Source organism: Mycobacterium heckeshornense, assembly GCF_016592155.1.
GTDB classification, from domain to species: domain Bacteria; phylum Actinomycetota; class Actinomycetes; order Mycobacteriales; family Mycobacteriaceae; genus Mycobacterium; species Mycobacterium heckeshornense.
Genome location: NZ_AP024237.1, coordinates 3,343,391 through 3,355,831, shown reverse-complemented (window position 1 = coordinate 3,355,831; position 12,441 = coordinate 3,343,391). Strand labels below are relative to the sequence as shown.

Here is a 12,441-nt window from a genome sequence, read left to right as displayed (position 1 = left end):
TTCAGGAAACCTTCCGTCGTGGGATTCGCGCGCCGGTATGCTCGGCGGCGCGGCGCTGTGTGACCTCGGCGGCTATCGCCGGCCAGTCCGCTGCTGCCGCGACAGCTTTCGATGCTTCGGCGAGCGCTTCCTGCGCGGTCTCCATCCGCAGTACGTGGTGCTCGCCGGCGACGGCCAGCGCCAACAGTTTCCGGGGATCACGGTCGGCCAGCGCGCACCAGGCCGGCGTGCCGGCCATCGGCAGGCACTCGTATTTCGCTTGGGAGAGAACAGATTCGAGGAACTGGTGGACCGGCCACCAAGAGACTTGCCGGGAGTCGAGCGTTGAGACGGCACGGCCGCTGGTTCCGGTGGCTCGCGCAGCAATATCACGGGACAACTCGCCGCGTTGTTTCGGTTTCTCCCGGCTGCCCAGATGTGGCCGATCGGCCACATCTGGGGATTCCGGGTCGGTGGGTGGCGACTCCAAGGCGATAGCCACACTTTCCCCCATCGTCAAACGACCGCCCAGATGGGGCAGATCTGCCCCATCTACCGTTACCGTTTCGTTATTTACGCGGCGTTGCTCGGCTTCGCGGGGGTTGTGTTTGGTAACGTGGACAGCACTGGTTGACTGTTGAGTGGGCCGGGCCTTCAGGCCCGGCCTTTCCTCGTTCACAGGGCCTCACCACCAGTGCCGGCGCACAAAAGTGCCGCGACACGCGCTAGTTGCTCGTCGGTGGGCGGTGGCCAGCCAGCGACAAGACGCTCGGCACGCCGCAGAAATTGATGCTGGGACTGTGACATCGGCCTCTCCAGGGCATGCGGGAACTGCCCCGGCTGGCGGGCCGGTTGATGACCTGCTACCGCGCGGAAATTTGCGCGGCGGTCACCCGCGATATTAGGACGGCAGTGGCCGGCCGACGATGTGACACGCGGCACGAAGCGCCGCGACTGTAAGCGTCAAACGGTCCGTTTCAACGGTCTCGGTGATCGAGTCCAGCGCGGCATACAGCCGTTGGGCACGCAAACAGAGTTTGTCTCGGCAGACAGGGCATTCGATGTTGTAATTCAAGCGCATCGGCTGCTGGTCTTGCGGCGGGGGGGAACCGAAACGGCGCAGGGCCTCAGCACGGCCGTGGGCGCCGTATTCGCGGCGGCGATAGTACAGGTCGCCGTCGTGCAAGCGGACGACTCGTATTCTTCTGGGGTGCGGACCGTCAACAGCCCAATCGCCGGCCCCACCGGTGAACACTCCAAGCATTTCGGCCGGATGCGAGTATTCGACCTTACCGTCGTATGTCCTGAGCGGCCTGCCGGCGCAGCATATTTCGACGCGCATGGCGGTCATTTTCGCTTCGGTTGGATGTCAATGTAGTCGGGGTTAAACCGGGATCCGGGCGGCGCTTTGTGCACGACGACCGTCACCAGTTCGTCGATGACTTTGCCTTTCATGTCGGGTGACAAAGCGGCCCAACGTTTTTCGAGTGCGTCACTGGCGGTGAGCAGGTCGGCGACGGGGCTGCGGCGCGTTAGTTCGGCGAGCTGGTTGTCCACACTGGCAAGTTGTGTGCGTAGTTCGCTGGTGCCGCGACGCAACTGGCTGGCGTCGATGACGCCTTCGGCGAACATGGCCGCGAGGTCGTCGAGTCGCGCCTGCAACGCGCTGCGCTGCGTCTGCAACGCGCCGACGTCAACCTTGTTGCCGTCGAGCAGCACGTGGATGTCGGTGCGACGCAGGTAAGCCAGCACCACGGCTTCAACGTAAGCGTCAAGCGGTGGTCCTGTGCGTACAACGCATTGCCGGTCCCGGCATTCGTAGCGGCGGCCACCCGCGCGTGGACCACCAGACACCGAGTGGCGCATCCGGCCACCACATACCCCACAACGGTAGATACCGGAGCCGATGTACTTCTTTTCGAAGCTGGTGCAGATGATCCGCGACGGGTCGGACAGGTACGCGACAAGACCACGATGCGTCTGCTCGTCGATCAACGGCTCCCAATTGCCGGGGCCAATGACCTTGCCTTGATGCACGCGCAGCCCAGCGTAGCGCGGGTTGACTAGCAGCCGGCGCACGTTCGGGCCGGTGAACTTGCGGCCGCGCGTGCCAGTCAAACCCGTCGCGTTCCACTCGCGCGCAACCTGTTTGATCGACTTGCCGGCCAGCACGTCGGCGGCGGCCTGGCGAATCATCGACGCCTCGGGTTCAAGCGGCTCGCCGTTGACGGTATACCCGAGCGGCCTGTTCGCGGTCTGCCACATGCCAGTCTCGGCCTTCTGCGCATTGGCGCGGCGGCGGCGTTCGGCCATGTGCTCCGACTCCTGGCGCGCCACAGAGCCGAGTATCCGTGCAATCATCCGGCCCGCGCTGGTGGACAGGTCCAAGTCGCCACCCTGAACGGTGCGAATCTGCACACGCTTGCTCTCGGCCACATCAATCAACCGCTCCAGGTCACGCATCGAGCGGTACAGCCGGTCGGTGTGCCAAACCAGCAGGCCGCCGAACTCGCCGGCCGCCATGCCGGCAAGCATGGCCTCAAAGCCAGGCCGCCGCTTGCCGTTGAACGCCGAAACGTCGTTGTCGTCGAAGCGCGCCACCACTTCCCAACCGAGCCGGTCGGCCAGCGCCACGCAGTCGTCGAGCTGGCGTTGCACGCCCAGCCCTTCGAGCTTCGGATCGTTCGATATTCGGGTGTAGACAGCCGCGCGCATGGGTGTAGTCTAGCAGTGCATCATCAAAGCTTTTATTGGCATACAACACCACCCGCTGATCGGGTGAGGCGATGCGTTTGGTGCGCCCGAGATAGAGGGGGCGGTTGTCGTGGTCGTCGAAGACGGCCAGATAGTGGTGGGCGTGGCTGGCCATGCGGATCAGGTCGCGCATCGGCAGCAGCGTTCCGCCGCCGGTGAGGGCATGCCCGGCGCCGGAGGTCAGCTCGGTGAGTGTGGTGGACACGATCACCGTGACCGGCAACCCGTTGTGCATCCCCAGTTGGGGGTCGCCGAGCTGGCCGCGTACCAGCGCGTTGAGGGCGTCGTGTTGGCGTTGGGCGTGGGTGCGCAGGTCCTTGCCCGCTGCTTCGTGGTTGGGTGTGCCGTTGATGCAGGGGGTTTGGTCGTCGGGGTTGCACATGCCCGGGGCGGCGAAGCGGGCCAGCCAGGCATCGAGGTGGGCGCGTAGTTCGGGGGAGGCGACGAGTTTGCCGATGCTCATTCCGTCGCGGCGTTGCCCGCACCAGGTGAAGCCGCGCTGGCGGGCCCGATCAGTGTCGGAGAATTTGCCGTCGGGATTGATCAGCACCGCATAGCGCTGGGCCAGCTTGTCGAGCTGGTCGGGGCGCAGCTGGGTGGCGTGCTCGGCCAGGAATCGTTCGGCCTCCACCACCACGGGTAGCGGGGTGATGTCGGGCAGCTCGTGCACAAAGGTCTGGATGACCCGCAGGTGCTGCTCGTCGAGTAGCCCCGATCGCCACGCCGCGGCGGTGGCCGGCAGCTTGGGGGGCAGCGTTTGTCCGGTGAGTGTGCGGCCAGGGGCCAGTTGTTCGGCGTTGCGGATGCGCCGGCGCGCCTCGGCGCAGCTGATGCGCAGCCAGTCGGCGATCACCTTGTGGGGCGCCCCACCGATGGCCGCGAACTCCTCTGTGGCCAGGCTCGCGATCAGGTCGTGGCTGGCCACCGCCTGCTGGCGGCGCGCGGTCTCCAACCGCTCCAACGCGCGCAGGCGCACCGCCGGCTCATAGCGGTCGAAGTCCAACTCGCCAACCCGCGCCACCGCCGCATCCAAGGCCTCCAACGCCGCAGTCACCTCCGGCGGAACAGCCACACAAGTCGAACTCACGTTCGAGATCCTATCGGTGACGACCGACATTGATCACCGCGCAAGCCGTCCGCTGTGGATGAACCCCGAATTGTGGACAAATCCGACCAAGGCGGGCACGGCTGGGCTTGCCCGGCTCCTTCTCGGGCCGTGCCGGCCCGCATCGTCGCCGGGCTACGCTGCATCTATGCGGGTGGGCGTGCTCGGAGCCAAGGGCAAAGTCGGCTCGACGATGGTGCAGGCGGTGCGAGACGCCGACGACCTCACGCTATCCGCCGAAGTCGACGCCGGTGATCCACTAAGCCTTTTTACCGACAGCAACACCGAGGTCGTCATCGACTTTACCCACCCTGATGTCGTCATGGGTAATCTGAAGTTCTTGATTGACAACGAAATTCACGCTGTCGTTGGCACCACAGGCTTCACCGAAGAGCGGCTCCGGCAAGTGCGATCATGGCTGGCCGCCAAACCCGACGCCGGTGTCCTGATCGCGCCGAACTTCGCAATCGGGGCAGTGCTGTGCATGCACTTCGCCAAGCAGGCGGCCCCGTTCTACGACTCGGTAGAAGTTATCGAGTTGCACCACCCCCACAAGGCCGACGCCCCGTCAGGCACCGCCACGCGCACCGCCGAGATCATTGCCGAAGCGCGAAAAGGTCTGCCGCCCAACCCCGATGCCACCAGCACGAGCCTGCCAGGTGCCCGCGGCGCTGAGGTCGACGGAATCCACGTGCACTCGGTGCGGTTGGCCGGACTGATCGCCCACCAAGAGGTGCTGCTAGGTATGGCGGGCGAGACGCTGACCATCCGTCACGACAGCCTCGATCGCACCTCCTTTGTGCCCGGCGTTCTGCTGGCGGTCCGCCACATCAAGGAACGACCCGGTCTGACGGTCGGCATCGAACCCTTGCTCAACCTGTAATGACCAAAGCCCCAGGCGCCCTGCGCATCCAGCTGCTCATCGCGTTCATGCTTGGTGCACTGCTGGTCTGCCTCACCCTGCTCACCCGCATCGCCGTCGTCATGATCGGCTCCGGCCGAGCCGCCGCGATCGGTCTGGGGGCAGCGCTACCGGTCCTGCCCGCAATCGGACTGTGGGCGATGATCGCAACCCTGCGCGCCGGGGTCGCCCACCAGAAACTGGCCCGGCTCGGAGCCGACGAGGGAATGGGACTCGACGTCAGCGCGCCGCCACGACCGTCCGGCCAATTAGACCGACAGGCGGCCGACGTCTTGTTCGATACCGTCCGCGCCGAGCTACAGGACAATCTCGACGACTGGCGGCGCTGGTACCGGTTGGCCCGCGCCTACGACCACGTGGGCGAGCGCGGCCGCACCCGCGAGGCCATAAAGAACGCTGTTCAATTGCAGGACCGCCGATGAGCAAAAGGCTGCTGGTGGTTCACCACACCCCGTCGCCCGGCACTCGCGAACTGCTCGAGGCCGTGCTCGCCGGTGCCAACGACCCGGAGATCGAAGGCGTCGATGTGGTGGTGCGTCCGGCGCTTGCTGCCACCGTCTCGGACATGCTCGACGCCGACGGCTACCTTTTCGGCACCACCGCCAACCTCGGTTACATGTCAGGAGCGCTCAAGCACTTTTTTGACACCGTCTACTACCCGAGCCTGGACCACGTCGCGGGCCGGCCCTACGGCCTGTGGGTGCACGGCAACAACGACACCGTCGGCGCGGCAACGGCTGTCGAGAAGGTGGCCACCGGGCTGTCGCTGACCAAAGCTGCCGACGTACTGGAGGTCGTCGGCGGCATCGACGCCGCGGTGCGTGAGCGGGCCCACGAGCTGGGCGGCACCCTGGCCGCCACATTGATGGACTGACGCGCGATGACTCGTCGCGAGAGTCGGCCGGCCGCGCTCAAGTTGGATCCTGGTGAAGAGGCGCTGCGCGCCCCGATGTCCGGAACAGTGATCGAGGTGGTGCACGAAGGCGCCGAAGTCGCGGCGGGCGAGCAGGTCGTCGTGCTCGAGGCGATGAAGATGCACCAGGTGCTTGCCGCCCCCGACACCCTGCGGATCATTCGCAACCTGGTGACGCCCGGGCAAGTCGTGAGAGCCGGAGATCCGCTGGTGGTCTTCGTCCGCGCCGATCCCAGCGCAGGCGGCGAGTCGGTAACCGGACTGGATCTCGACCGGCCACGGGCGGACCTCGACGAGGTGCGGCAGCGGCATCTCCTCACCCTCGACACGGGCCGGCCGGACGCAGTGGCCAAGCGGCACAAGCAAAACCGCCGCACCGCGCGGGAGAACATCGCCGACCTCGTCGACCCGGGCAGCTTCGTCGAATACGGCGCGCTAGCGATTGCCGCGCAGCGCAGCCGCCGCTCGGAAGAGGACTTGATCATCAACACGCCGGCCGACGGCCTGGTCGCGGGCCTTGCGACCATCGGCGGGGCCGAGGCGGTGGTGCTGTCCTACGACTACACCGTGCTTGCCGGCACGCAGGGCATGCGCAACCACGCCAAAACCGATCGGGTCTTGGAGTTGGCCGCGCGCAAACGTATTCCGGTGGTGCTGTTCGCCGAAGGCGGCGGCGGACGTCCCGGTGACACCGACCTGGGCAACATCGCGGGGCTGGATGTGCCGACCTTCCGCGCGCTGGGTGCGTTGAGCGGCCGGGTACCGTTGGTGTCGATCGTGTCGGGACGCTGCTTCGCCGGCAACGCCGCACTGGCCGGAATTTGTGACGTGATCATCGCGACTCCCGACGCCAACATCGGCATGGGCGGGCCGGCGATGATCGAGGGCGGCGGGCTCGGTGAGTACCGCCCCGAGGACATCGGCCCGATCGACGTGCAGCGGCGCAATGGGGTCGTCGGCTTGGCTGCCCGTGACGAGGCACACGCGGTTTCACTGGCCAAGCAATATTTGTCATATTTTCAGGGCAGCATTGAGGATTGGGAGGCGCCCGATCTGCGGCTGGCCCGTCATGTGGTGCCGGAGAATCGGTTGCACGCTTACGACGTCCGCCGGGCAGTCGAATCAGTGGTGGATGTCGGCTCGGCGCTAGAACTACGCCCCGACTATGGGGTCGGTGTGGTGACGGCTTTGGTCCGGGTCGAGGGCTCGGCATATGGGTTGGTGGCCAACAACAGTCACCATCTCGGCGGCGCCATCGATGGCGAAGCTGCGGACAAATTCGCCGACTTCCTAACCCTCTGCCAAGCCTTCGGGCTGCCGGTGATTTCACTATGCGACACACCCGGTTTCATGGTCGGTCCGGAGGTGGAAACCCAAGCTGCCGTCCGGCGGTTCAGTCGGCTCTTCGTTGTCGGTGCTCGGCTGACCGTGCCGCTGGGAATGATCGTCGTGCGCAAGGGATATGGGCTGGGCGCGATGGCCATGGCAGGTGGGTCATTCCACGCCCCAGACTTCACTGTTGCCTGGCCAACGGGCGAGATCGGCGGCATGGGGCTCGAAGGCGCAGTACGGCTCGGTTTTAAAAAGGAGCTCGGCGCAATCGCGGATCCGGTCGAGCGCCAACGCCTGTTTGAAAAACTGGTCAGGGCGGCCTATCAGCACGGCAAGGCGCTCACCTCCGCCACCACCTTTGAGCTTGACGATGTCATCGATCCGGCGGACTCACGGGCCTGGATTACCCGGTTAGCCCCCCGCTGAAAGGAATTCACGCGTGGAAGTTGTCCGAAAGACCGCCATCGTCACCGGCGGTGGCGGCGGCATTGGCGGCGCACTGGCCACGAGACTGGCACGCGACGGTGCGCGGGTCGTCGTCGCGGACCTGGACGCTAAAGCCGCGGCAGAAGTCGCCGAACAAGCCAACAGCCAGCGGTCCGGTGCCGCGGTCGGCGCGGGTGCTGACGTATCCGACACCGCCGCGATCCAGCGGCTCATCCGGCTGGCCGAAGACGAATTCGGCCCGGTCGACCTATATTTCGCGAACGCCGGTATTACCGGCGCGGCGGGCCTCGACGTCAGCGAAAGCGATTGGGAGCGAAGCCTCGACGTCAACCTGCTTGCGCACATCCGCGCCGCGCAACTGCTCGTGCCAGGCTGGGTCGAGCGCGGCGAGGGCTACTTCGTCAGCACCGCGTCGGCGGCTGGCCTGCTCACCCAACTCGGCTCGGCCACCTACTCGGTCACCAAGCACGCGGCGGTCGGCTTCGCCGAATGGCTCAACATCACGTACGGCGACAAGGGAGTCCGGGTGAGCTGCCTGTGTCCCATGGGGGTGAACACCAAGCTGCTGTACTCCGGAGGGCAATCCGGCGATCCGCTGGGCGATCTGGCCACGCGTGCGGTCACCACAGCTGGCGAAGTGCTAGAGCCATCCAAGGTCGCCGATGCCGTGCTGGCGGCCATCGAGGAGGAGCGCTTTCTCATCCTTCCACACCCGGAAGTGCTGGACATGTACCGCCAAAAGGCCGCCGACTACGACCGGTGGCTGCGCGGCATGCGCCGCTACCAGCGCAGCCTGTTAGGAGATGAACGATGACCCGCGCTGTCGACGATGCAGAGCGAAGCGATGAGGAGGAGCAGCGCAATTGACCACTGAAAATCTCACCGGCCGCACGGCGATTATTACCGGCGCCTCGCGGGGGATCGGGCTGGCCGTCGCGCAGCGACTAGCCCGGGATGGCGCCAATGTCGTGGTGACGTCACGCAAGCAGGAGAACGCGGACGCGGCCGCCGCGCAGGTCGGGGGTAACGCCCTCGGTGTCGCCGCCCATGCCGTCGAAGAGACTGCCGCGCAACGGTGTATCGACCTGGCGCTGGAGCGTTTCGGCAGCGTCGACATCCTCGTCAACAACGCCGGAACCAACCCGGCCTATGGTCCGCTGATCGATCAGGACCACGGGCGCTTCGCCAAGGTCTTTGACGTCAACCTGTGGGCGCCGCTGTTGTGGACCTCGCTTGTCGTCAAGGCCTGGATGGGTGAGCACGGCGGCGCGATTGTGAACACGTCGTCGATCGGCGGCATGCACTTCGCGCCGTACATGGGCATGTACAACGCGACGAAGGCCGCGCTGATCCACGTCACCAAGCAACTGGCGCTGGAGCTTTCACCGCGGGTCCGGGTGAATGCGATCTGCCCCGGCGTGGTGCGCACCCGCCTCGCCGAGACGCTGTGGAAGAACAACGAAGACGCCTTGGCGGCGACGACACCGCTAGGACGCATTGGCGAGCCGGCCGATGTGGCAGGCGCGGTTGCGTTCCTGGTTTCCGATGCTGCCAGCTGGATCACTGGGGAGACCATGGTGATCGACGGCGGTCAGCTCCTCGGCAATGCGCAGGCGTTTCGGACCGACTCCGGTGACTAGCGCGGTCCTGGGTATCGACCCGGCCGCCGTCGCCGACTGGATCGAACGGCTCGGGATCGCGTTCACCGGCCCGCTGAGCTTCGAGCGGATCGGGCTGGGCCAGTCGAACCTGACCTACCTGGTGCGCGACGCCACCGACCGGGCATGGGTGCTGCGCCGCCCGCCGCTGGGGCAGTTGCTGGCGTCGGCGCACGACGTGGCGCGCGAGGCGCGCATCCTGTGGGCGTTGCGGGACACCGCCGTGCCCATGCCGGCGATCTACGGGCTGACCCGCGACACCGCCGACGTTCCGCTGCTGTTGATGCAATACGTCGACGGCCTGGTGATCGACCGGATGGAAAAAGCGAAATCACTGGCGCCGCGGCGCCGCAGGCAAATCGGCCTCTCGATGGCGAAGACCCTGGCCAAGATCCATGCCGTCGACATCGACGAAGTCGGCTTGGCCGATCTGGCGAGCCACAAACCCTACGCCCAGCGTCAGCTCAAACGCTGGGCCGGACAGTGGGAGCTGTCGAAGACCCGCGACCTGCCCGACCTCGACGACCTGACCCGACGACTGGTCGCCGCCGCTCCTGCGCAACAGGAACTGACGCTGGTGCACGGCGACTTTCACCTGCGCAACGTCATCACCTCGCACACGACCGGCGAAGTAATCGCCGTGCTGGATTGGGAGCTGTCCACCCTCGGTGAGCCGTTGGCCGACATGGGCAGCTTGCTGGCGTACTGGCCCGAGCCTGGGGAGGATGACTGGGCCGGAAGCTTCGCCGCGGCAGCGCTCGACGGGTTCCCCGATCGTGCCGAGATGATAGCGGTGTACCTCGCCGAAACCGGCCGCGACGCGGCGGCGCTGAAGTACTGGCATGCATTGGGGCTGTGGAAGGTGGCGATTATCGCCGAGGGTGTGATGCGCCGCGCCATGGACGAGCCGCAGAACAAGGCCGCCGCCGGCACGCCTACCGTGCAACGGATCGACGCCCTGGTCCGCAAGGCGCGCGAAGTAGCCGCGGACGCTGGTATCTGAACGGAGACCGAGATGAGCACCGACATCGCCGCAGACCTCGACGCGAGAGTGCGCACGCTGCTTGCGCAACACGATCCGGCGACCACCGACCCCCGCGAGTTTCTCGGCGCACGGTTCGACGCCGGGCTGGCATGGGTGCACTTTCCCCGTGGGTGCGGCGGTCTCGAGCTGCCGCGGACGTTCCAGCAGCGTGTCGAGGCCCAACTGGCTGCGGCGGGTGCGCCGCCGCCCGGGCTGGGCAGAAACGTCATCGGCATGGGCATGGCGGCGCCGACGATCGCCGCGTTCGGCACCGACGAACAGAAACGAAAGTTCTTGCGCCCGTTGTACACCGGCGAACACATTTACTGTCAGCTGTTCAGCGAACCAGGCGCCGGATCGGACCTGGCCGGGCTCGCCACCCGTGCGGTCCGCGACGGTCCGGATGGCGACTGGATCGTCAACGGGCAGAAGGTGTGGACCTCGATGGCGCAACACGCCCAGATGGCTATCCTTCTCGCGCGCACGGACCCCGCGGTGCCCAAACACCAAGGCCTGACGTACTTCCTGTGCGACATGACCGTTCCCGGCATCGAGATCCGCCCGCTGCGTCAGATCACCGGTGAAGCCGAATTCAACGAAGTCTTTCTCACCGACGTCAGAGTGCCCGACGCGAACCGGCTCGGACCCGAGGGCGGCGGCTGGAAGGTGGCGACCACCACGCTCAACAACGAGCGGCTCGCCATCGGCAACAGGCCCGGCGTCCCCCGAGAAGGCGGAATGATCGGCAAGGTCACCCAGGCCTGGCGAAGCGAGCCGGGGCTGCGCAACCCCGCGATGCACGACCAGCTGATGCGGCTGTGGGTTGAATCGGAAGTCACCCGATTAACCGGTGAACGGCTGCGGCAGCGGCTGGCCGCCGGCCAGCCCGGGCCCGAAGGTGCGGGCATGAAAATCGCCTTCGCCCGCTTAGCGCAAGCGATTTCGGGATTCGAGCTGGAACTGCACGCAGAATCGGGCCTGCAATACGACGATTGGACGATGCGGCGACCCGAGACGGTCGACCTGATCGGGCGCGAGCCCGGATATCGCTATCTGCGGGCCAGAGGCAATTCAATCGAAGGCGGTACCTCGGAGATCTTGCGCAACACCATCGCCGAACGGGTTCTCGGGCTGCCGCCCGAACACCGCGTCGACAAGGATGTCGCCTGGAAGGATCTGGAGCGATGAACGCCGACTTGCTGTATTCCGACACCGAGGAAGCCCTGCGAGACAGTGTCCGCCGCTTGCTGGCCGACCGGTGTCCGCCGGAAGCGGTGATGCGGCTGTATGATCCTGCGCCGCCGGACTTTTCGGGCGTGTGGAAGGAGTTGGCGGCCGACCTCGGGGTAGCGGGGTTGCTGGTGCCCGATGAGCTCGGTGGCGCAGGCGCCGGTGCGCGAGAGGCCGCCGTGGTGATGGAGGAGATCGGCCGAGCGGTTGCCCCGGTACCGTTTTTGTCCAGCGCGGTGCTGGCGACCATTGCGCTGCTGACCGCCGGCGACACCGAAACGCTGCCGGCGCTGGCCGCCGGTGAGCTCACCGCGGCGCTGGTGGTGCCGCTGTCGACCGCGCCCGGCGATGCGGTCGCGGGGGTAACTATCGGGAATGACGGTCTGGCCGGAGAGGTCACCGGCGTCGCGGGCGTGGCCGAGGCCGATGTGCTGGTGGTGCCGGCGGCCGGCCCCGATGGACTCGGACTGCACACCGTCTCTCGTGCTGCGACCGGTGTCGAGGTGTCGCCGGTGTTGGCGCTGGACATGACTAGATCCCTCGCACACGTGAGATTTTCAGGAGTGCCGCCGTCGCGGGTTGCCACCGGCTCTGCGGAGGCGGCGCTCGCGGCGGCGCTGCAGACCGGGACGGCGCTGCTGGCCTCCGAGCAGCTCGGCGTCGCGCAATGGTGTTTCGACACCACGCTCAAGTACATCAAGGGCCGCAAGCAGTTTGCTCGCACGATCGGCTCATACCAGGCGATCAAGCACCGGATGGCGGACCTGTGGCTGGAGGTGAGTTCCGCGGCGGCAGCAGCGCGATACGCGGCCGACACCTGCGCACGGCGCGACCCGGACGCGGCCATCGCCGCGACCATCGCGCAGGCCTACTGCAGCGACGCGGCGGTGCATGCCGCCGAAGAATGCATTCAGCTGCACGGCGGCATCGGAATGACGTGGGACTACCCGGCGCACCTGTATCTCAAGCGGGCCAAGAGCGATCAGCTTGCGCTCGGCACCGGCTACCGGCATCGCGCCCGGCTGGCCGAGCTGGTCGACCTGCCGGCAACGTGATCATGGGCAAGGTAGGCAGCGG

At 66.5% G+C, this 12,441-nt stretch carries 11 protein-coding genes and 2 pseudogenes; 9 read left to right on the top strand and 4 right to left on the bottom strand.

The features are described 5' to 3' along the window. Position 1: 1 nt before the first annotated feature. The 4 genes and pseudogenes from MHEC_RS16120 to MHEC_RS16105 all read right to left on the bottom strand — a co-directional run. The gene (locus MHEC_RS16120; protein WP_083569517.1) at positions 2–493 is read right to left on the bottom strand and encodes a DUF2742 domain-containing protein; all 492 of its coding nucleotides are present in this window, start codon (positions 491–493) and stop codon (positions 2–4) included. A 387-nt stretch (positions 494–880) separates the two neighbouring features. Next, positions 881–1,165 (bottom strand): hypothetical protein, encoded by a 285-nt coding sequence (locus tag MHEC_RS16115; RefSeq protein WP_142358675.1) that lies wholly within the window; start codon positions 1,163–1,165, stop codon positions 881–883. 161 nt (positions 1,166–1,326) lie between these two features. Then, on the bottom strand, positions 1,327–2,694 hold the full coding sequence (locus tag MHEC_RS16110) for a recombinase family protein (RefSeq protein WP_071700586.1): 1,368 nt from the start codon (positions 2,692–2,694) through the stop codon (positions 1,327–1,329). Further along, a pseudogene (locus tag MHEC_RS16105) lies at positions 2,663–3,820 on the bottom strand (13E12 repeat family protein); the annotation flags it as partial. The pseudogene MHEC_RS16105 and the gene MHEC_RS16110, both read right to left, overlap by 32 nt. 166 nt (positions 3,821–3,986) lie before the next feature. Between MHEC_RS16105 and dapB the strand changes: the two are divergent. The 9 genes and pseudogenes from dapB (at position 3,987) to MHEC_RS16060 (ending at position 12,419) form a co-directional block, all read left to right on the top strand. Beyond that, complete coding sequence (gene dapB / locus MHEC_RS16100; protein ID WP_048891622.1) at positions 3,987–4,721, top strand: 4-hydroxy-tetrahydrodipicolinate reductase; 735 nt, start codon at positions 3,987–3,989, stop codon at positions 4,719–4,721. Continuing rightward, a complete protein-coding gene (locus tag MHEC_RS16095) occupies positions 4,721–5,182 on the top strand; it encodes a hypothetical protein (RefSeq protein ID WP_048891621.1) in 462 nt (153 codons plus the stop codon). Before dapB ends, MHEC_RS16095 begins: the two co-directional genes overlap by 1 nt. After that, complete coding sequence (locus MHEC_RS16090) at positions 5,179–5,634, top strand: flavodoxin family protein (RefSeq protein WP_048891620.1); 456 nt, start codon at positions 5,179–5,181, stop codon at positions 5,632–5,634. The genes MHEC_RS16095 and MHEC_RS16090 overlap by 4 nt, the downstream gene beginning before the upstream one ends. Before the next feature lie 24 nt (positions 5,635–5,658). Continuing rightward, positions 5,659–7,431, top strand: a pseudogene (locus MHEC_RS16085) (carboxyl transferase domain-containing protein); the annotation flags it as partial. Between the two features lie 13 nt (positions 7,432–7,444). After that, positions 7,445–8,266, top strand: coding sequence for an SDR family oxidoreductase (locus MHEC_RS16080; protein WP_048891619.1), 822 nt, complete (start codon positions 7,445–7,447; stop codon positions 8,264–8,266). Between the two features lie 49 nt (positions 8,267–8,315). After that, positions 8,316–9,092, top strand: coding sequence for an SDR family oxidoreductase (locus MHEC_RS16075; RefSeq protein WP_048891618.1), 777 nt, complete (start codon positions 8,316–8,318; stop codon positions 9,090–9,092). Continuing rightward, on the top strand, positions 9,085–10,113 hold the full coding sequence (locus tag MHEC_RS16070; protein WP_412176930.1) for a phosphotransferase family protein: 1,029 nt from the start codon (positions 9,085–9,087) through the stop codon (positions 10,111–10,113). Before MHEC_RS16075 ends, MHEC_RS16070 begins: the two co-directional genes overlap by 8 nt. A gap of 12 nt (positions 10,114–10,125) precedes the next feature. Then, positions 10,126–11,322 carry an acyl-CoA dehydrogenase family protein gene (locus tag MHEC_RS16065; protein WP_048891616.1) on the top strand — a complete coding sequence of 399 codons (1,197 nt, stop codon included), beginning with the start codon at positions 10,126–10,128 and terminating at the stop codon, positions 11,320–11,322. After that, positions 11,319–12,419, top strand: a complete 1,101-nt coding sequence (locus MHEC_RS16060) for an acyl-CoA dehydrogenase family protein (RefSeq protein ID WP_048891615.1) — start codon at positions 11,319–11,321, stop codon at positions 12,417–12,419. Before MHEC_RS16065 ends, MHEC_RS16060 begins: the two co-directional genes overlap by 4 nt. Positions 12,420–12,441: the final 22 nt, after the last annotated feature.

What these genes read in the sequence shown, in the direction of transcription:
- MHEC_RS16120 (WP_083569517.1), bottom strand. Translation starts at nt 493, where the DNA reads ATGGGGGAAAGTGTGGCTATCGCCTTGGAGTCGCCACCCACCGACCCG.
- MHEC_RS16110 (WP_071700586.1), bottom strand. Translation starts at nt 2,694, where the DNA reads ATGCGCGCGGCTGTCTACACCCGAATATCGAACGATCCGAAGCTCGAA.
- dapB (WP_048891622.1), top strand. Translation starts at nt 3,987, where the DNA reads ATGCGGGTGGGCGTGCTCGGAGCCAAGGGCAAAGTCGGCTCGACGATG.
- MHEC_RS16095 (WP_048891621.1), top strand. Translation starts at nt 4,721, where the DNA reads ATGACCAAAGCCCCAGGCGCCCTGCGCATCCAGCTGCTCATCGCGTTC.
- MHEC_RS16090 (WP_048891620.1), top strand. Translation starts at nt 5,179, where the DNA reads ATGAGCAAAAGGCTGCTGGTGGTTCACCACACCCCGTCGCCCGGCACT.
- MHEC_RS16065 (WP_048891616.1), top strand. Translation starts at nt 10,126, where the DNA reads ATGAGCACCGACATCGCCGCAGACCTCGACGCGAGAGTGCGCACGCTG.
- MHEC_RS16060 (WP_048891615.1), top strand. Translation starts at nt 11,319, where the DNA reads ATGAACGCCGACTTGCTGTATTCCGACACCGAGGAAGCCCTGCGAGAC.